Annotated in this window: 14 protein-coding genes; 7 read left to right on the top strand and 7 right to left on the bottom strand. The window is 40.4% G+C overall.

Annotated elements, in window-relative coordinates; genetic code table 11:
* Window positions 1-103: 103 nt before the first annotated feature.
* The 6 genes from ACX0HA_RS13475 (at window position 104) to ACX0HA_RS13450 (ending at window position 13,400) form a co-directional block, all read left to right on the top strand.
* On the top strand, window positions 104-1,546 hold the full coding sequence (locus tag ACX0HA_RS13475) for an ATP-binding protein (RefSeq protein ID WP_458845815.1): 1,443 nt from the start codon (window positions 104-106) through the stop codon (window positions 1,544-1,546).
* A 4-nt stretch (window positions 1,547-1,550) separates the two neighbouring features.
* A complete protein-coding gene (locus tag ACX0HA_RS13470) occupies window positions 1,551-1,979 on the top strand; it encodes a response regulator (protein ID WP_458845814.1) in 429 nt (142 codons plus the stop codon).
* Between the two features lie 155 nt (window positions 1,980-2,134).
* Window positions 2,135-8,512, top strand: a complete 6,378-nt coding sequence (locus ACX0HA_RS13465) for a HAMP domain-containing protein (protein ID WP_458845813.1) — start codon at window positions 2,135-2,137, stop codon at window positions 8,510-8,512.
* Window positions 8,513-8,534: 22 nt separating this feature from the next.
* Entirely contained in the window at window positions 8,535-9,776 is a 1,242-nt protein-coding gene (locus ACX0HA_RS13460; protein ID WP_458845812.1) for a response regulator, read from the top strand.
* 154 nt (window positions 9,777-9,930) lie between these two features.
* Window positions 9,931-12,204: a catalase/peroxidase HPI gene (gene katG, locus ACX0HA_RS13455; RefSeq protein ID WP_458845811.1), complete on the top strand. Its 2,274-nt coding sequence runs from the start codon at window positions 9,931-9,933 to the stop codon at window positions 12,202-12,204.
* 140 nt (window positions 12,205-12,344) lie between these two features.
* Window positions 12,345-13,400 (top strand): glycoside hydrolase family 130 protein, encoded by a 1,056-nt coding sequence (locus ACX0HA_RS13450; protein ID WP_458845810.1) that lies wholly within the window; start codon window positions 12,345-12,347, stop codon window positions 13,398-13,400.
* Between the two features lie 11 nt (window positions 13,401-13,411).
* On the opposite strand, the gene ACX0HA_RS13445 is transcribed toward ACX0HA_RS13450, so the two are convergent.
* The 7 genes from ACX0HA_RS13445 to ACX0HA_RS13415 form a co-directional block, all read right to left on the bottom strand.
* Window positions 13,412-14,215, bottom strand: a complete 804-nt coding sequence (locus tag ACX0HA_RS13445; RefSeq protein ID WP_458845809.1) for a DUF2490 domain-containing protein — start codon at window positions 14,213-14,215, stop codon at window positions 13,412-13,414.
* Window positions 14,216-14,406: 191 nt separating this feature from the next.
* Entirely contained in the window at window positions 14,407-14,862 is a 456-nt protein-coding gene (locus ACX0HA_RS13440) for a DUF5362 family protein (protein WP_458845808.1), read from the bottom strand.
* Window positions 14,863-14,868: 6 nt separating this feature from the next.
* The gene (rocD, locus tag ACX0HA_RS13435; RefSeq protein WP_458845807.1) at window positions 14,869-16,113 is read right to left on the bottom strand and encodes an ornithine--oxo-acid transaminase; all 1,245 of its coding nucleotides are present in this window, start codon (window positions 16,111-16,113) and stop codon (window positions 14,869-14,871) included.
* A 166-nt stretch (window positions 16,114-16,279) separates the two neighbouring features.
* Window positions 16,280-16,777 (bottom strand): DinB family protein, encoded by a 498-nt coding sequence (locus ACX0HA_RS13430; RefSeq protein WP_458845806.1) that lies wholly within the window; start codon window positions 16,775-16,777, stop codon window positions 16,280-16,282.
* A 55-nt stretch (window positions 16,778-16,832) separates the two neighbouring features.
* Window positions 16,833-17,801, bottom strand: coding sequence for a helix-turn-helix transcriptional regulator (locus tag ACX0HA_RS13425; RefSeq protein ID WP_458845805.1), 969 nt, complete (start codon window positions 17,799-17,801; stop codon window positions 16,833-16,835).
* Between the two features lie 91 nt (window positions 17,802-17,892).
* Window positions 17,893-18,309, bottom strand: coding sequence for an OsmC family peroxiredoxin (locus ACX0HA_RS13420; RefSeq protein WP_458845804.1), 417 nt, complete (start codon window positions 18,307-18,309; stop codon window positions 17,893-17,895).
* A gap of 237 nt (window positions 18,310-18,546) precedes the next feature.
* Window positions 18,547-18,930, bottom strand: a complete 384-nt coding sequence (locus tag ACX0HA_RS13415; protein WP_458845803.1) for a DUF1697 domain-containing protein — start codon at window positions 18,928-18,930, stop codon at window positions 18,547-18,549.
* Window positions 18,931-18,999: 69 nt separating this feature from the next.
* Here ACX0HA_RS13415 and rlmD point away from each other — a divergent pair, with 69 nt between their 5' ends.
* A complete protein-coding gene (rlmD, locus tag ACX0HA_RS13410) occupies window positions 19,000-20,412 on the top strand; it encodes a 23S rRNA (uracil(1939)-C(5))-methyltransferase RlmD (RefSeq protein WP_458845802.1) in 1,413 nt (470 codons plus the stop codon).
* Window positions 20,413-20,419: the final 7 nt, after the last annotated feature.

Genomic DNA, 20,419 nt, shown 5'->3' with positions numbered 1-20,419 from the left:
ATATTAAAATTTAGCAAAAATTTAAGAAGGATACATTATTATATTTTAACATTTGTCTATAAGCCGTATTCTATGTAAACAAATTACGGGTATAACAAATCAGATGAAATTATCTACTCAGATACTTATAGCATTTATAGCGGTCATACTGCTTTCGGCGGCAGATTCGTATACAAACTATATGCTATCTAAAAAAGTAGAGGAAAACTCAGAGTTTCTTTTAAAATCAGAAGACATTATCCGTAATTCAAATAAATCCCACAAGGCGATAATTGATATGCAGAGCTCTTACAGAGGATATTTGCTGACTAACGATCAGACTTTTTTGGATTTATATTATAAAGGCAAAAAGATAGTACCCACTTATCTTGAGTTGGAAAAAAAGCTTGTTGGCCACAGCGGTACACAGCGAGCCATACTTGATTCCATAAGCCTGATGCACACATCATGGGTAGCCTATTCAGGTCAGCTTATAAACTCAAGGCAAACGATGAATGCTTCGTACTATAACTTAGTTGAAACCAGAGTAAAAAAACATGTTGGAAAAAAAATAAATGACGAGATAGCACGTATGTTTACCCGGTTTGACCGAATTGAATATGCCCGGAGAAAACAGCACAGTGAAGTCCTAATGGCATCAATAAAAAATACACACACTGCTTCTTTAATATTTTTAACCCTTACCATAGGTGTGGGCATATGTAGTACAATTTATATAGTAAGGCTGATTTCAAAAAGAATTGCATCTATGGTGCGCTTGGCTGAAAATATTTCAAACGGTAACTTCTCAATAGTAGAGGACACCCGAAATGATGAACTTACCGGCTTGTCGAGATCACTTAATGTTATGTCGTTAAGGTTGGATAAGACCATCTATGAGCTGGAACATAAAAATGCTGAGCTAAACAAATTTGCATATGTTGTTTCGCATGACCTTAAAGCCCCTATAAGAGGCATTCATAATGTAATTACCTGGATTGAAGAAGATCTTGAAAATGAGCTCTCACCCCAGCTAAAGAAATATTTGAATATTATTCCACAAAGAACCCAGCGTATGGAATCTTTGATCAACGGTTTGCTTGACTACGCAAGGGTAAATAAGGAAACTGAACCTGAAAAAATAGATACTAATAAGCTCGTAACTGAAATTACAAGTTCTATAGTACCAAGGGATTTTATCGTAGAAACTGATGATTTACCTGAACTGTATGGTGAAAAGCTGAAACTCGAACAGATATTCACAAATCTTATCAGTAATGCCGTAAAATATACATCACACCAAAACGGAACCATTACTATCAAATATAAAGAATATCCGGGATACTATGAATTTTCCATCAAGGACAATGGGATTGGAATAGAAACCAGGTATCACAAAAAAATATTCGAACTCTTCCAGACGCTACGTGAAAAAAATGAAAAAGAAAGCACAGGAATTGGACTCGCAATTGTAAAAAAAATATTAGACGAACGACAGGAAAAAATAACGGTAAATTCAGAACCCGGGGAGGGCTCAGAATTTATTTTCACCTGGAAAAAAATATAATGCCATGGAAAAACACACCATTTTACTCGTAGAAGATGATGAACTCGACGTGATCAGCGTTGAGCGATCATTAAAAAAAATAGAAAACGAATATAATCTTTATACTGCCTACAACGGCATTGAAGCTCTGGATATCCTAAAAAAAATGAATGCGAATGCATTACCTGACGTAATATTACTTGATCTTAATATGCCAAAAATGAATGGCTTAGAATTTTTAAGGATTATCAGGGCAGATGAGCTATTAAAAGATATAAAAGTTTTTGTCATGACTACTTCATCTGAAAGCTCGGAACGGGCTGAAGCTGAAGAACTGGGTATTTCGGGTTATATAATAAAGCCTTTAAACTATACCGATAATACGAAGCGGGCTGATTCTATGGACGCTTTTGTTCAGTTTCATTTAAGAAAGATACTCACGAACGAAATATGATTATTCAATCATAAAAAACTAGTAAACAACAACAAACATATAATCCGTAACTTAGTAAAGTTCAACCTTACACTAATCACCTTACTACCAGATAGCAAAAGCAAAACGAATACGGACTGCATTAGTTATCGCCAACTAAAACTTGAATCAGGTTTATGAAAAAAAACACTCACCAAAAAGCCACTCCTACTACAGAAACGTTTATTGCAGTTCCTGTTATTGCGGAAACACCAATAAGAGCCAAACGCAAAAAAGCTACATCAGAGGAATCTGTACTCACTGATGCGGAATTTCTTAAAATTCTTGTGAAGGTCAAAAATGGTAATTTTTCACAACGCTTTCCTACCGACCAGAATGGAACAAAGCGATCTATATGTGATACACTGAACGAAATTATCGATCTGAATGAAAGAATGGTATTTGAGTTTCAGAAAGTTGGTAAGAGCATTGGTAAACAAGGTAAGCTAAACAACAGGGTTGCCCTAGACGGTGCACGTGGCTCATGGAGCTCATGTGTAGATTCGGTAAACACCCTGATCTCAGACCTTGTACATCCTACTATTGAGATTGCACACGTAATTACCTCGGTGGCAAAAGGTAACCTTTCGCAGGAAATGCCATTGTCTATTGAAGGTAATCCGCTGCAGGGTGAGTTCTTGCGAATTGCAAAAGAGGTAAACGGGATGGTGAAACAGTTGAACCTGTTCTCGATGGAGGTGACCCGTGTGGCTCGTGAGGTAGGTACCGAAGGTAAACTGGGTGGACAGGCTAAAGTGCGTGGTGTAGGTGGTGTATGGAAAGATTTGACCGACTCGGTTAATAAGATGGCGAGTAACCTTACCGGACAGGTACGTAATATTGCTGATGTAACAACAGCAGTAGCAAAAGGTGACCTTTCCAAAAAAATTACGGTTGACGTTAAAGGAGAGATATTAGAGCTTAAGAATACCATTAATACCATGGTGGATCAGCTGAACTCATTCTCTTCTGAGGTGACGCGTGTAGCGCGTGAAGTGGGTACTGAAGGTAAGCTGGGCGGACAGGCACAGGTAAAAGGTGTTGGCGGTACATGGAAGGATTTGACCGACTCGGTAAACCAGATGGCATCCAACCTTACCGGACAGGTGCGTAATATTGCTGATGTAACAACAGCGGTAGCAAAAGGTGACCTTTCCAAAAAAATTACGGTTGACGTTAAGGGAGAGATCCTGGAACTTAAAAACACTATTAATACAATGGTGGATCAGCTGAACTCCTTCTCCTCTGAGGTGACCCGTGTGGCGCTTGAGGTAGGATCGGAAGGTAAGCTCGGAGGACAGGCTAAAGTACGTGGTGTAGGTGGTGTATGGAAAGATCTTACCGACTCGGTGAACCAGATGGCATCTAACCTTACCGGTCAGGTACGAAACATTGCCGAAGTTACAACTGCCGTGGCGAAAGGTGACCTTTCTAAAAAAATTACAGTAAACGTTGCGGGTGAGATCCTGGAACTTAAGAATACAATCAATACCATGGTGGATCAGCTGAACTCCTTTGGTGCCGAGGTAACCCGTGTGGCACGTGAGGTGGGTTCTGAAGGTAAACTGGGTGGTCAGGCTAAGGTAAAAGGTGTGGGTGGTACATGGAAGGATTTGACCGACTCTGTAAATCAGATGGCATCTAACCTTACCGGACAGGTACGAAACATTGCCGAGGTAACAACTGCCGTGGCAAATGGTGACCTTTCCAAGAAAATTACCGCAGTAGCCGAAGGTGAAATCCTTGAGCTTAAGAAGACCATCAATACCATGGTGGATCAGCTGAACTCCTTCTCTTCTGAAGTAACCCGTGTGGCTCTTGAGGTGGGTACCGAAGGTAAGCTTGGCGGACAGGCAAAAGTAAAAGGTGTAGGTGGTACATGGAAGGATTTGACCGACTCCGTGAACCAAATGGCATCCAACCTTACCGGACAGGTACGTAACATTGCCGAAGTTACAACTGCGGTAGCAAAAGGTGACCTTTCCCGACAGATTACGGTAGATACCAAAGGTGAGATTCTTGAGCTTAAAAACACCATCAATACCATGGTGGGCCAGCTGAACTCTTTTGCATCCGAGGTAACCCGTGTGGCACGTGAAGTAGGTACCGAAGGTAAGCTGGGCGGACAGGCACAGGTAGAAGGTGTAGGCGGTACATGGAAAGATTTGACCGACTCCGTGAACCAGATGGCATCCAACCTTACCGGACAGGTACGTAACATTGCCGAGGTAACAACTGCCGTGGCAAAAGGCGACCTTTCATTACAGATTACAGTAGACGTAAAAGGAGAAATCCTTGAACTTAAAAATACCATCAATACCATGGTGGATCAGCTTAGGGGCTTTGCCTCTGAGGTAACAAGGGTATCGCGTGAAGTAGGTACCGAAGGAAAACTGGGAGGACAGGCTAATGTACCGGGAGTTGCCGGAACATGGAAGGATTTGACCGACTCCGTTAACCAGATGGCAGGTAACCTTACCGCTCAGGTACGTAATATTGCCGATGTGGCTATTGCCGTGGCAAATGGGGATATGTCCCGCAAAATTACCGTCGACGTTCGTGGTGAGATTCTTCAGTTGAAAGAAACCCTGAATACCATGGTAGACCAGCTTAGGGAATTTGCATCTGAGGTAACACGTGTTGCCCGTGAGGTAGGTACCGAAGGTAAACTGGGAGGACAGGCTAATGTACCCGGTGTTGCCGGTACATGGAAGGATTTGACCGACTCCGTTAACCAGATGGCTGGTAACCTTACCACTCAGGTACGTAACATTGCCGAGGTAACCATTGCGGTAGCAAATGGGGATATGTCCAAAAAGATTACAGCCGACGTGCGTGGTGAGATCCTTCAGCTTAAGGAGACCGTAAATACCATGGTGGATCAGCTTAGGGCCTTTGCCTCTGAGGTTACCCGTGTGGCCCGTGAGGTAGGTACCGACGGTAAACTGGGCGGACAGGCATTCGTTCCCGGTGTTGCCGGTACATGGAAGGATTTGACCGACTCTGTAAACCAGATGGCTAGTAACCTAACCGACCAGGTACGTAATATTGCAGAGGTAACTAAAGCGGTGGCAAATGGTGACCTTTCCAAACAGATTACTGTTGACGTTAAGGGCGAGATCCTTGACCTTAAGAATACATTTAATACCATGGTGGAACAGCTGAACTCTTTTGCTTCGGAGGTAACCCGTGTGGCACGTGAGGTAGGTACCGAAGGTAAACTGGGTGGACAGTCGGAAGTTAAAGGTGTTGCGGGAACATGGAAAGATTTGACCGACTCGGTTAACGTTATGGCATCCAACCTGACAGAACAGGTTCGTGGTATTGCGAAAGTAGTAACATCGGTAGCAAAGGGTAACCTGAAACAAAAATTATCAATCGATGCTAAGGGTGAAGTTGCGCAGCTGACGGATACTATTAACGAGATGATTGATACCCTGGCTACATTCTCCGATCAGGTAACAACTGTGGCACGCGAGGTAGGTGCTGAAGGTAAACTGGGCGGACAGGCTAACGTTCCGGGAGCATCGGGAACATGGAAGAACCTTACCGAAAACGTAAACCAACTGGCAGAAAACCTTACTACACAGGTACGTGCGATATCTGAGGTAGCATCGGCGGTAACGCAGGGTGACCTTACCCGTACTATTGGTGTAGAAGCAAAAGGAGAAGTTGAGGCTCTTAAAGATACCATCAACCAGATGATCTATAACCTGAAAGCAACAACGCTCAAAAATCAGGAACAAGACTGGCTGAAATCCAACCTTGCGAAATTTACCCAAATGCTTCAGGGTCAAAAAGAGCTCAATTCGGTAACCAAAAAGATCCTTTCAGAGCTTGCGACCGTTGTAACTGCACAGCACGGATTATTCTATATCCTGCAGGAAGAAGAGGATTTCATGGATTCCAAACTTAACATGATTGCTTCTTATGCCTATAAAAAGAGGAAAGACTCCCCTACCCAATATGGTATGGGCGAAGGATTGATAGGACAGGTAGCTATTGAGAAAGAAAGAATACTCCTGAGTAACGTTCCTAAAGATTACATCAGGATTAACTCAGGCCTTGGTGATGCCAAACCAAAAGATGTTATCATCCTGCCTGTACTTTTTGAAGGACAGCTGAAAGCTGTAATTGAACTCGCTTCACTTGACACATTTAGTGAAATTCACCTTGACTTCCTTGAAGGGCTTACCGAGAGTATTGGTATCGTACTGAATACGATCCAGTCGAACTCAAGGACTGAAGAACTATTGGTACAGTCACAATCACTGGCAAGCGAGCTGAAAAGCCAACAGGAAGTTCTTAAAAACACCAATGAGGAACTGGAAGAGAAAGCATTCCTTTTGGCCAACCAAAAAGAAGAGGTTGAGCTTAAAAACCAAGAGGTTGAGGTAGCGAGAAAGGCACTTGAAGAAAAAGCAGATCAGCTGACACTGACTTCAAAATATAAATCGGAGTTCCTTGCCAATATGTCACATGAGTTAAGGACACCGCTTAACAGTTTACAGATATTAGCCAACGAGCTGATCGCCAACCGTGATGGAAACCTATCAGAAAAGCAGATTCAGTTTGCTAAAACGATAAATTCATGTGGTGATGACCTTATCCAACTGATCAATGACATTCTTGACCTTTCTAAAATCGAATCGGGTTACATCTCTGTTGATTACAACCCTCTTAGCTTTGCTGAGATCACGAAATTTGTGGAATCTACCTTCAATCCTATTTCGGCGGCAAAACATCTTCGCTTTACCATTGATGTAGATGACAGCCTTCCTGAACTTATTGAAACCGATTCACAACGACTTAACCAAATCCTTAAGAACCTGTTATCAAACTCCTTTAAGTTTACTGAAAAAGGAGAAGTTGGGTTAAAAATATACAAAGCCAGTAACAATTGGAAAACCAAAAACATCAGCCTTGATGAAGCAGAAACCGTGATTGCATTTGAAATTTCAGATACAGGTATCGGTATATCTAAAGAAAAACAAAACATAATATTTGAAGCCTTCCAGCAGGCAGAAGGCTCTACCAGCCGTAAGTATGGAGGTACAGGTCTTGGATTATCCATCAGCCGTGGACTATCCGACCTTTTAGGAGGAAGTATTGAGCTTGAAAGTGAAACCAATATTGGTAGTAAATTTACACTGTTCCTGCCATTGAAATTCGTTCAGGTATCGCAGGCAGAATCAATTGAAGTATCTGAAGAAACGGATGAGCATGTAGCACCGGCTAAAGGAGGGCTTAAATCTCTTCCATCATCTAACTTTAACCGCTCTGATATTGATCTGTTCTTTGTTGATGAAGTGGGTGACGACAGGACCGATATTAAGCCTGATGATAAAGTGCTTCTGATAGCAGAAGATAATCTTACTTTTGCTAAAATCATGCTGGATCAGGCTCATGCAAACGGAATAAAAGCCATAGTAACCACAAAAGGAAATGATGTGATCGATTTTATTAATCATTTCAATCCGCACGCCATTACCATGGACCTGAATATGCCGGATACCAGTGGATGGAAAATACTGGACAGGCTTAAGACTGACTTTAACCTAAGGCATATACCGGTATACATAATCTCAGGAGATGACGAAAGGAATAAAGGTCTAAAGCGTGGTGCCAGGAACTTCCTTCTAAAACCCGTAAAAAATGATTCACTGACACAGCTGTTTGATGATGTACATAGCTTTAAAGATAAAAAAGCAAAACATCTTCTTATAGTTGATGATAACGAAGAAGAACTATTAAGGGTCCTCGAAGCTGTAGGCGGTAACGATATTGAAATCGCTACAGCCCGAACTGCAAAAGAAGCAATTGACTTTATAAAAAACCAGACTTTTGATTGTATCATACTCGATTTAAAATTACCGGATGCCGATGGATTTGATATTATCAATGATCTTGAAAATAACATTGCCGGACATGATACCGCGATAATTATACATTCGGCAGGTGATGTCAATAAAGCACAAAAAATAAAACTGAACAGGTTTGCCCATAGGATAATCACTAAGAGTGCTAATTCAATGGATCTGCTAATTGACCAGACAGCGTTGTTCATGCACAGGGTTCATAAAGAGCTTCCTGAGCTAATGCGTGAAAGGATTGAGACCTACTACATGAAAGAGGATGTACTAAGCGGCAAAAATGTGTTGCTGGTAGACGATGATGTGCGTAACCTTTTTGCGATGACAACTGCATTAGAACGCTTTGGCCTTAATGTACTGACTGCGGAAAGCGGACAGGAAGCCATTGACATACTGGACAAAAACTCAGCTATTGATATTGTGCTTATGGATATCATGATGCCCGAAATGGATGGCTATGAGACGATGAAGAACATCCGTAGTGTACAAAAGCATAAAAACCTTACTATTATAGCGGTTACCGCAAAAGCGATGAAAGGTGACAGGCAAAAATGTATCGAGTCGGGTGCATCAGATTATATCACAAAACCGGTAAATGTGGAACAATTGTCTTCGCTAATGCGTGTATGGCTTAAAAATTAATGTGTTGACAATGGAAAATAAAATGGATACTATAATCAAAATTTTAATTGTTGACGACAAAAAGGAAAACCTGTTATCGTTACAGGTTATCCTTGCCGATCGCGGATATGAGTTTGTGGAAGCCTCATCCGGAAAGGATGCTTTGCGTATATTATTAAAGGATCAGGATTTTGCAATTATCCTGATGGATGTACAAATGCCCTTAATGGACGGTTTTGAAACCGCGGAGATGATACGTCAAAGCGATAAGCTAAAGCATGTACCCATTATTTTCCTGACGGCAAATATGAATACCCAGGATTATATTTTTAAAGGTTATCAGGCAGGTGCGGTAGACTACATGATTAAACCGCTCTCGGCAGGAATCCTCCAGGCTAAAATCGCTGTATTTGCAGAATTGTATAAAAAAAATCACGAATTAAAGGTTAAAGAAGAGGAAACCAAAATACTGAATGATGCCATACTTGCCGCAAACAGGGAGCTCTCAATGCAGTATGCCGAAATTGAAAGGCATGTAAGAGACCTTAAGATCAAAAATAAGGAACTAGATGCATTTACTTATGTATCAAGTCATGATTTACAGGAACCTTTGCGTAAAATTGAGATTTTCTCGAACATGATACTCTCAACTGAAGAAGAAAAACTATCAGACAGCAGTAAGCAAAAGTTTAGCAGGATATTGTATTCTGCTAACCGTATGCGACAGCTTATAAACAGTCTGCTAATGTTCTCAAGAACCAATTCGTCTGAAAGGAGGTTTGAAGAAATCGATCTCAATGCCATTCTTGATGACCTTAAAGAAGCTTTAAGTGAAGATATACTCGAAAAAAACGCTATCATAGAATCTGAACTTCATGGAATCCTTAACATCATCCCTTTTCAGTTTACCCAGCTATTACATAACCTGATAAGTAATTCGATTAAGTTTTCGAGGATAGACAGTCCTCCATATATTTCTATAAAGAGTTATATAGCAAAAGGCGCAGCGTTGAAAATCGAAAAACTTTCTCCTGAGGAGGATTATTGCCATATTATTTTTCAGGATAACGGAATTGGATTCGATCCTAAGTACAGCGAAAAGATATTTGAGGTATTCCAGAAGCTCGATTACAGGGATGCCTATGAAGGTACGGGTATTGGCCTTACTATTGTGCAGAAGATAGTTGATAACCACAATGGTATTATAACAGCTTCTTCAGAACCTATGAATGGAGCACGTTTTGATATATATGTTCCTAATGCGATGAAGAATCAGGTAGATTAACCAATGCTCGATATTCAGGCTCAATAGTATAGGATCAGATCATAAATTTATGCTATTACCCTATAGAATTAAATGATTATGATATTATAAGTCAATATCTTAACTTTATACTTTTGACTAACTGAACACTTCATTAAATCCTAAATCAAAAAGTATGAAAGACGAATCCAATGACCTGAGTAAATGTCCGTTTCACAATGGCACAATGAAACAAGCCGTTGATAATGGAGGTACAAAAAATAACGATTGGTGGCCGGACCAGCTCAAATTAAATATATTAAGGCAACACTCTCCCCTATCTAATCCTTTGGATAAAGGGTTTAGTTATGCCGATGCTTTCAGGAGCCTTGATCTTGAAGCTGTAAAAAAAGACCTTCATGCCCTTATGACAGATTCTCAGGACTGGTGGCCCGCAGATTTTGGACATTACGGGGGATTATTCATAAGAATGGCCTGGCATAGTGCAGGAACATACCGTGTAGGTGATGGCCGTGGCGGTGCAGGATCAGGACAACAGCGTTTTGCTCCGCTTAACAGCTGGCCTGATAACGTAAGCCTTGACAAGGCCCGCAGGCTTCTCTGGCCAATCAAACAAAAATATGGAAACAAAATCTCCTGGGCTGACTTATTGATACTTACCGGTAATGTAGCATTAGAATCAATGGGCTTTAAGACGTTTGGTTTCGCAGGAGGCCGCGAAGATGTATGGGAACCTGAAGAGGATGTATATTGGGGATCGGAAAGGGAATGGCTCGGAGGCGATATACGCTATGCACACGGCTCTGAAGGCGTACCAAAAGAACATGGAGTAGTATCATCAGATGATAATGCCGATGGGGATATTCACAGCCGTAACCTTGAAAAACCGCTCGCTGCTGTGCAAATGGGACTTATATATGTAAATCCTGAAGGTCCTGACGGAAACCCTGACCCTATTTTAGCGGCAAAAGATATCCGCGATACTTTTGGCCGTATGGCCATGAATGACGAAGAAACCGTTGCGCTGATAGCCGGTGGACATACCTTTGGAAAAACACATGGTGCAGCACCATCAGACAATGTTGGCAAAGAACCTGAAGCTGCCGGAATGGAGTCTCAGGGATTCGGTTGGCACAATAACTATAAATCAGGTAAAGGGCCTGATACAATAACCAGCGGACTCGAAGTTACCTGGACAAAAACACCTACCCAATGGAGCAATAATTTCTTTGAAAATCTTTTTGCCTTTGAATGGGAACTCACAAAAAGTCCGGCAGGCGCACACCAGTGGGTTGCCAAAAATGCCGAGGCTATTATCCCAGATGCTTATGATAGCTCTAAGAAGCATTTGCCTACCATGCTTACTACCGACCTTAGCTTACGACTGGACCCTGAATATGAAAAAATATCAAGGCACTTTTTAGAAAATCCGGATGCATTTGCCGATGCATTTGCAAGAGCATGGTTTAAGCTTACACATCGTGATATGGGACCACGCGACCGCTATCTTGGTCCGGATGTTCCGCAGGAAGAGTTATTATGGCAGGATCCTATTCCGGAAGTTAACCACACATTAGTTGATGAAAGCGATATAGCTGACCTTAAAGCTAAAATCGCTGCATCTGGACTTAGCATATCTCAACTGGTATCAACAGCATGGGCATCGGCTTCAACATTCAGAGGTTCTGATAAGCGTGGCGGCGCCAATGGTGCACGGATAAGGCTGGCACCTCAAAAAGACTGGCAGGTGAACAATCCTGCACAATTGAAAAATGTTTTAAGCACACTTGAGGGTATTCAACAGGATTTTAATGTAGGCCAGGCAGGCGGAAAAAGGATATCGCTAGCAGACCTTATTGTTCTCGCCGGTAGTGCAGGAATCGAAAAAGCGGTAAAAGAAGCAGGATATACTGTAACTGTTCCCTTTACTCCCGGCCGTATGGATGCATCACAGGAGATGACAGATGTTGAATCATTCAGTTACCTTGAACCTAAAGCTGATGGTTTTCGTAACTATCGTATGCCAAAACTTCCCGTATCAACTGAAAAATTATTAATTGACAAAGCTAACCTGCTTACTCTTACCCCATCAGAGCTAACAGTACTAATTGGTGGATTACGTGTGCTGGATACTAACTTTGACGGTTCCAAAAATGGGGTTTTCACTTCAACTCCGGGGCAGCTTACCAACGATTTCTTTGTAAACCTGCTGGATATGAATTCCGAATGGAAAGCTGCATCTGAAGATAAAGAATTGTATATAGGAAGCGATCGTAAAACCGGAGCTCTAAAATGGATCGGAACACGTGCCGATCTTGTATTTGGATCTAATGCAGAGTTAAGGGCTATTGCAGAAGTATATGCAAGTGCCGATGCTAAAGATAAATTTGTAAACGATTTTATAGCAGCATGGCATAAAGTAATGAATCTTGATCGATTTGATATTTAAACAATACGGCAACATTTAAACATCAGTCCCTTTCAAACACATAATTTGAAAGGGATTCTTTATTTAAAACTTTATCAAAAAATTAAGAACAGTCTACAGGAATAGAGTAAACTTTGTTTAAATCAAATTCCCCGATCACAATGTTGCCTATCAAAGACATAGCCAGACGCTTTCCTGAAAATCCATTACTGTCTCCAAAAGACATTAAAGCAAGTAATACATCATTGCAGGTTATCAGTCTGCTTAACCCCGGCGTGTTTACATTCGATAACAAAACATGGCTACTGGTAAGAGTTGCTGAATGTAGTCCTCAAAAAGAAGGTGTTATTTTCTTTCCCGCTATGAATGAGGATGGAATAACCGAAATTATAGAAGTTAAGCTGGATGATCCTGACCTGATAGCCAATGATGCACGGGTAATTAACTATAAAGGATCGGACTATCTGACAACCATTTCACATTTACGACTGCTATACAGCGATGATGGTTTGCATTTTCATGAACCCGAAAAGGATAGCATGCTGTTTGGAAAGGGATACCTTGAACAATTTAGCATAGAAGATTGTCGTGTAAGCAAAGTTGAAAGCGTCTACTATCTTACCTATACTGCAGTTTCAGAAAATGGTGTTGGCGTTGGACTGCGAATGACTAAGGACTGGAAAACTTTTGAATCAAAAGGCATGGTACTCCCACCTCACAATAAAGATTGTGCCCTGTTTGAAGAAATGATCAATGGTAAATATTATGCTTTGCATCGTCCCAGTAGTGTAGCTATTGGCGGAAATTATATTTGGCTGGCAGAATCCCCCGACGGCATCCATTGGGGAAATCACAAATGCATAATTAAAACAAGGCCGCAACTGTGGGATAGTGCCAGAGTTGGTGCCGGTGCGGCTCCAATAAAAACAGAGTACGGCTGGTTGGAGATCTATCACGGCGCAAATACTGATCATCAATACTGCCTTGGTGCATTCCTTATGGCTCTTGATGATCCTTCAAAAGTAATTTCCCGCACCATTCAACCCATTATGATTCCTACAGAAGAATATGAACTCACAGGTTTTTTTGGACATGTGGTATTTACTAATGGCCATGTTGTGAATGGCGATGAACTCATCATTTATTATGGTGCTGCAGATGAATTTGTATGTGGTGCCCGCTTTTCGATTAATGAGATTTTGTCGCTCCTTGAATAATAAGTCTGATATTATCCGCCACCTCCACTTGGAGCACCATCATCAACTGCAGTTTCTTTACGTTTAAAATGCTTAAAGGTATTAGGCAGCAGGTTATTGAAGGTAACATTCACCTGTAAAGCATTATAGACCTTATCGTTTCCCTCACGGGGTAAATATTCATTGGCATACGAGATTTCAATTTGGAAATCATTTGATGCCTTATAGCCTAATCCTATCGTAGCCCGGTTACGGTCAAAATTATCACTGCCGCTTATTTGACTTTTTGTTTTAAAATATAATTCATCAGATACAAAGCCATATAAAGTGTTTGATTCTATTTTGGGCTTGTTTATAGGACAAACTGCCCTGGCCTGAAACCTGAAACGCTCAACAGACTCATATATACCGGCATCAGTTTTTATATTCCGGTCTTCAAACCTACCCCTCAGATTAACATTGATGCGGCGGTGCTTAAGTAAATTATAAGTTGCCTGAAAAGCAAAACGATATTCAGGCGCCTTATTCTGATTAAGCTCTGGTACATTCTCATTATAATAATAGGCATAAAAAAAAGAAAGCTTCCAGCGGCTTGCAGGATAATAATGTATCCAGCCACGGAAACTAAACTGTGTGAACCCGTAAAATATAGTATTCTCATCGGGTACGCCACTGGTAGTTAGTCCTGCATCCAGTTCGGCAACCCACTTTTCACTCAGGTCTCTTGTAAAAGCATACTCGTTCCAGAACTGGTTAAGTGTTTCAGTCTGGCTGTAAACAGAAAATCCGGTTACTATAAAAAGTATGGTAAAAATGTATTTTGAATAACTACGCATGTTCTTTGAAATTGGCATTCTCAAAAAGTAATTTTTACCAAATTTCGCAAGTTTTAGTTTTCAGGCCGCTTATAATTCATCCTAAAAGGTAGCATATTATAATCTGCTACCTTTTAAGACCAGAAAAGGCTCTAAAGCAAACAAAAAGGTCCCGCTACTGAGCGAGACCTTTATAATTTCATGAAAAGATATTACACATTTCGCATGGCTGCGGCTGCCGTTGCAAATACAATAATAAAACCTATGTAGGACAGTATCCAAATAATTGTCAATATCCCTGACCACATAAAATAAGATTTCAGGTTACTAAAGGCTTTTGTGATTCCTTCTGTACTGTTTTGATCAATGGCCTTTTTGGTTGAAATTGAAAATTTAAACAGGTACAGGACTGGTAGAAAAAACAATACTGTAAATGCAAGCATTATAATACCCAGTGATATAGCTGAGATGACACCCATAAATCCGGGTATCTCATCGAGCGCCTGTCCTGCAGCCATAATACCAAACGACATAAGCAGTCCAAAACCAAGGCAAATAAAACCTATAACTGATAAAAACATGGCCCAATTGGCAGCAGTTTTAAGAAAACTCTGAGCAGAATTGGAAACCTGCATTTCAAAAGAGTCAAAAGCAGAATTATTCTCCATAAATTATTATTTCTCGAAAGTTTTAAGTGTTTTGATTATAATCGAAACACAGTCTAAAAGTTGTTCTTTATTCATTACCAAAGGTGGTGCGAAACGGATGATATTTCCGTGTGTTGGTTTTGCCAACAAGCCATTTTCCTTTAGGCTCATGCATATATCCCATGCTGTAGAGCTATCTTCAGAATCATTAATTACGATTGCATTTAGTAACCCTTTACCCCTTACAAGAGTGGCAATAGTACTGGTAGCGATATATTCATTTATTTTTTCCCTGAAAAGCTGCCCCATGGCCTCGGCATTTTCAGCAAGCTTTTCTTCTTCGATCACTTCAAGCGCAGCAATAGCTACAGCCGCAGCAACAGGGTTACCCCCAAACGTTGAGCCATGCTGACCAGGCTTGATCACATTCATTATCTCATCATTAGCCAATACAGCTGATACTGGATATGCCCCACCTGAAAGTGCTTTACCTAAAATAAGAACATCCGGTTGCACATTTTCATGATGAACTGCTAGTAATTTACCAGTACGTGCAATACCTGTTTGCACTTCATCAGCAATGAAAAGCACATTATGCTCAGCACACAGTTGTTTTGTTTTAGCCAGGTAACCTTCGCCAGGCACATATACTCCTGCTTCTCCCTGAATAGGCTCAACAAGGAAACCTGCAATATTTTTTTCAGTTTTAAGAACATTTTCCAATGCGGCAACATCATCATAGGCTATCTTAATGAAGCCTGCGGTGTAAGGACCAAAGTTCTTTCTTGCATTCTCGTCATTAGAAAACGAAATGATAGTAGTAGTTCTTCCGTGAAAGTTATTTTCACAAACTACAATTTTTGCTTCATGCTCTGCAATGCCTTTTTTCTCATAAGCCCATTTGCGGCACAACTTGATTGCCGTTTCAACTGCTTCTGCACCCGTATTCATTGGCAATACCTTGTCAAACCCGAAGTATCTGGTTACAAACTCTTCATACCTTCCCAACTGGTCATTGTAAAAAGCACGCGATGTAAGCGTTAGCGTCTGAGCCTGTGCTATCATTGCATTTACAATTTTGGGATGGCAGTGCCCCTGGTTTACTGCCGAATAGGCCGACAGGAAATCATAATACTTTTTTCCTTCTGCATCCCATACATTAACACCTTCTCCCCTGCTTAATACTACCGGCAGTGGGTGATAATTGTGTGCTCCGTACTTGTCCTCCAAAGCAATGGCATCAGCCGAGCTTAATTTTTCTAAAACTGACATTGATTTTTTATTTTTTGTTTGTCAAACAGCAATTCCTTCTTATGGAGAGAAATCATCCCAATAAGCGTGCAAATTACTAAAAATAAAATAATGTTGTGTTTACTCTGAATTAAATGCAAACAAAAAACCTCATTTTAAACAAAATGAGGTTTTTCAATAAATTTGCTTAGAAGCTCATGTCATCGGCAGACGGTCCATAACTACCCGGCAATGGTATATCCAGCAATCGCAAATAGACTCCCAGTTGTGCCCTGTGGTGTATGATCTGCGAATATGCCATCCTGATAATATCATATTTTGTTTCCTTACTGTATATCTGTTCACCGCTACGCAGTATCCATTCTTTACCAAAGGTATTTACATCGGCATTAGCCAAAGCTTCTCTCCCTTTCTTTAGTGATTCTTCAAAGTAGTTCAATACATCTTCAGACGATTGCACTTCCTGAGGTGTGTAAGGATTATTTTCGAAATCTAGCTCATCGGTAGTAATTGCCATCTCAACCCATGCAGGCAGTTCAGCAACGTGAGCAGCAAGCCTTCTTAGGGTCATGCTTTTAGGATGGGGCTGCCAGTCAAATTTTGCGGCAGGTACAAGGCTCAGCATTTTGTGCGTTGTTACTGCTTCCTGTTCCATTTCTTTCTGTAATAGTTTAATAAGTTCCATAATTAATTGGTTTTATTGTTTTACAGTACAAAGAAAATAACAGGTTATGACAACCCTATGTCAGCAGCTTTTCAGTAATTGGATTTTTTTTAGCCATAGTGTCTAACAATCTGGCTACAGTATCTTTTAATAGTTGCGGTTCAATAATTTCTCCTTTATCAGCAAACATTATAAACCAGCGTGCAAGACCTTCTTCCAGCGATTGGGACAGGAAAGTCATTTCAACATAATCATCGGTCACTATCTCTGACACAAATCCGAAATAATGACGGCGATCCTGAAGGTAAACAGCTATGTTTTTATCAAAACGAATGACTGCCTTCTGGACTGCAAAGCCTGCCCTTGTTTTTTCCTGAAGCTGTTGAAATTCTTTTAAAGATGTACGTTCCTCTTGTGCCTGGCTGGTAAGATATATTTCTATTACCCTGTCAATACGAAATTGCCGGTACTCCTGCCTTAAGTGACAAAACCCAATAGTGTACCAATTCTCATGTTCATGAAATATGCCTATAGGCTCAATTAACCTTTCGCTTATATCATTGCCAAATGCTTTGTACATCATTTTTACTACTTTCTTTTCGGCTATCGCTTTAAGCAAAACATCAAGAATATTGGCTGGCGGTGTAGTATTTCTTGGCCTGTCAATAACAATAATCTGTTCTTCAAGGTTTTCAACAATATCTTTCTCTGTACCTCTCAAAACCGCCTTAACTTTATACATGGCAGAACCAAAATTAGTATTGAGTGCACTATCCGTAAATTTCCCCATAAGTTTTTCGGCGGTTACGAATGCTATTGCCTCTTCCTGCGTAAACATAACTGGAGGCAGCCTGTATCCATCTACTATCGAATATCCAATACCGGCCTCACCATATAAGGGCACACCTGCCTCTTCAAGTGTACGAATGTCCCGATAAATGGTGCGTAAGCTTGTACCAAACCTATCGGCCAGATCCTGTGCTTTTACAACCTTTTTAGATTGCAACTGGATAAGTATTGCTGTTATTCTGTCAAAACGATTCATGATTGGTGATTTTGCCATCCAAAGATATAAAATCTTGAAATGAAAAAAGGTCCCGTAAGACGGGACCTTAAATATGAAATCAAAAATAAACTTAACTCCGTACTAATGTAGCATTGGATGTAATAGCCGTATTCAATAACCTTGAAATTGGGCAATTAGTCTCTGCTTTTTTTACCAGCTGCTGAAACTCATCTGTTTCAATATCGTCTACCCTTGCAAGGACAGACAGATGTGAGCCAATAACGCTTCCGTCCTGGAAATCAATATCACACTTTGTTTCGATAGAAGCTACATTAAAACCTGCTTCATTTATGTAGGCAGTTAACTGCATTGTAAAACAACCGGCGTGTGCAGCTGCAACTAATTCTTCCGGATTGGTGCCATTACCATCTTCAAAACGGGTTTTAAAAGAATACTGAGTATTGCTTAATACATTGCTTTGAGTAGTTATTTTTCCCGCACCTTCCTTTAAGGAACCTGACCAAACGGCCGTTGCATTTCTTTTCATTTTATAAGTTTAATTACTATCCTAAATTACGTAATCATAAAATTGGTTGCATTTACTTTAACAAAATTTTAAACTACTCCATCATTGATAGCAGTTTGAGCGTAGTATTCCAGTTTCGTGTGGTAGCCCTCACTTTAAGCTTACTCTCTATCAGGTTATTAGATAATTTAGAATCCGATGCTTTGGATTCCAGCTTAAAATAAAGAATATCGTTTAAAAGTTCAATTAAATCATCACCTATTGGCGCCTGGCGCAGGTTTCAATATTCTTAGGAGCAGGAACTTCTGAAAGAAACGTGACATAGAGTTTTTTAAAACCCGCCGCCTCTTCTTCCCTGCCCTCTGCAAATGGATTATCATCAACGGCTTTTTCTACAGCCATTTTATCGGTTACAAAAACTGTAACATCAAATCCATACTGCGTTTCAATTAACGATTCAATTGCTTTTGCAATCTTAACTTTTGATTTCTCTTCACTCCTAAAAACAATATTGCCACTTTGTATATATGTTTTCACATCAGAGTAGCCTGCGTCGGTCATGACTTTGCGCAGATCTTCCATTTTAATTATCTTTTTTCCGCTGACATTAATACCCCGAAGCAGGGCCAGGTAGGTAAACATGGTGTTTAGTTTAATGAGATTGTAGCAAATGTATTTAAATTTTATAATAATATACCTTATTTTTGCCGCATGGGAAGAAAGAAGACAGACAAGATCGTATTTGACAATATTACAGTGCTGGATGCCGGTGCTAAGGGTGTATCAGTAGCAAAGGCACCAGATGGAAAAGTAATTTTTATACCAAATGTAGTACCCGGAGATGTAGTTGATGTACAGACTTTTAAAAAGAAAAAGGCATACTATGAAGGAAGGGCTATAAACTTTCATGCCTATTCTGAACACAGAATTGACCCTGTATGCAGCCATTTTGGCTCATGCGGAGGCTGTAAGTGGCAGAATATGCAGTACTCTCAGCAATTATTCTATAAAAATCAGGAGGTTTATAACCACCTTAAACGTATTGGTAAAGTAGAACTTCCCGATTTTGAACCTATCATGGGATCGGAGAAGCAATTCTATTACCGAAATAAAATGGAGTTTTCTTTTTCTAATGCACGTTGGAAAACACAGGCTGAAGTAGATAGCGGCGTAGAAATATCCGATGCTAATGCACTTGGCTTTCATATTCCTAAAGCCTGGGATAAGATCCTTGACATTACTCATTGCAGCCTTCAGGAAGATCCAAGTAATGGCATACGTAACAGTGTAAGGGAATTTGCAAATGCAAATGGACTTAGTTTTTTCAATCCACGCAACCACGAAGGGCTTCTGCGCACTTTAATGATACGTACTGCCTCAACCGGGGAGATTATGATACTTATTCAATTCTTTGAAGATGATAAGGAAAAAAGAGAGTTGCTGCTTGATTTCTTAGCAGAACGTTTTCCACACGTAACTTCGCTACAGTATGTTGTTAACAGTAAAGCGAATGATACTATTTATGATCAGGAAGTTGTGCTTTATAAAGGACGTGATTATATTCTTGAAGAGATGGAAGGCCTTAAATTCAGTATCAATGCCAAATCGTTTTACCAGACCAATTCTGACCAGGCTTATGAACTATACAGCATTACACGCGAATTTGCCGGGCTAACCGGTAATGAACTGGTATATGACCTTTATACAGGAACCGGTACGATTGCACAGTTCGTATCAAAAAAAGCCCGCAAGGTTATTGGGGTTGAAGCCGTACCTGAAGCTATTGCAGATGCAAAAGAAAATGCAAAACGAAATAACATAACCAATTGCGAATTCTTTGTTGGCGACATGAAAGTTGTCTTCAATGATGAATTTATAAATACACATGGCAGGCCGGATGTTATTATTACCGACCCACCACGTGATGGTATGCATAAAGATGTTGTAGAGCAGATATTACAAATAGCTCCTGAAAAGGTCGTGTATGTAAGCTGTAATTCGGCTACACAGGCACGTGACCTTGCCCTGATGGACGAAAAATATAAAGTTACACGTGTGCGTCCTGTAGATATGTTCCCGCAAACGCACCATGTGGAAAATGTTGTACTTTTAGAAAAACGATAACATAAAC

This window comes from Flavobacterium hauense, assembly GCF_054457175.1.
This window is presented reverse-complemented; position numbering and strand designations above follow the sequence as displayed.

What these genes read in the sequence shown, in the direction of transcription:
- ACX0HA_RS13475 (WP_458845815.1), top strand. Translation starts at nt 104, where the DNA reads ATGAAATTATCTACTCAGATACTTATAGCATTTATAGCGGTCATACTG.
- ACX0HA_RS13470 (WP_458845814.1), top strand. Translation starts at nt 1,551, where the DNA reads ATGGAAAAACACACCATTTTACTCGTAGAAGATGATGAACTCGACGTG.
- ACX0HA_RS13465 (WP_458845813.1), top strand. Translation starts at nt 2,135, where the DNA reads ATGAAAAAAAACACTCACCAAAAAGCCACTCCTACTACAGAAACGTTT.
- ACX0HA_RS13460 (WP_458845812.1), top strand. Translation starts at nt 8,535, where the DNA reads ATGGATACTATAATCAAAATTTTAATTGTTGACGACAAAAAGGAAAAC.
- katG (WP_458845811.1), top strand. Translation starts at nt 9,931, where the DNA reads ATGAAAGACGAATCCAATGACCTGAGTAAATGTCCGTTTCACAATGGC.
- ACX0HA_RS13450 (WP_458845810.1), top strand. Translation starts at nt 12,345, where the DNA reads ATGTTGCCTATCAAAGACATAGCCAGACGCTTTCCTGAAAATCCATTA.
- ACX0HA_RS13445 (WP_458845809.1), bottom strand. Translation starts at nt 14,215, where the DNA reads ATGCGTAGTTATTCAAAATACATTTTTACCATACTTTTTATAGTAACC.
- ACX0HA_RS13440 (WP_458845808.1), bottom strand. Translation starts at nt 14,862, where the DNA reads ATGGAGAATAATTCTGCTTTTGACTCTTTTGAAATGCAGGTTTCCAAT.
- rocD (WP_458845807.1), bottom strand. Translation starts at nt 16,113, where the DNA reads ATGTCAGTTTTAGAAAAATTAAGCTCGGCTGATGCCATTGCTTTGGAG.
- ACX0HA_RS13430 (WP_458845806.1), bottom strand. Translation starts at nt 16,777, where the DNA reads ATGGAACTTATTAAACTATTACAGAAAGAAATGGAACAGGAAGCAGTA.
- ACX0HA_RS13425 (WP_458845805.1), bottom strand. Translation starts at nt 17,801, where the DNA reads ATGAATCGTTTTGACAGAATAACAGCAATACTTATCCAGTTGCAATCT.
- ACX0HA_RS13420 (WP_458845804.1), bottom strand. Translation starts at nt 18,309, where the DNA reads ATGAAAAGAAATGCAACGGCCGTTTGGTCAGGTTCCTTAAAGGAAGGT.
- ACX0HA_RS13415 (WP_458845803.1), bottom strand. Translation starts at nt 18,930, where the DNA reads ATGTTTACCTACCTGGCCCTGCTTCGGGGTATTAATGTCAGCGGAAAA.
- rlmD (WP_458845802.1), top strand. Translation starts at nt 19,000, where the DNA reads ATGGGAAGAAAGAAGACAGACAAGATCGTATTTGACAATATTACAGTG.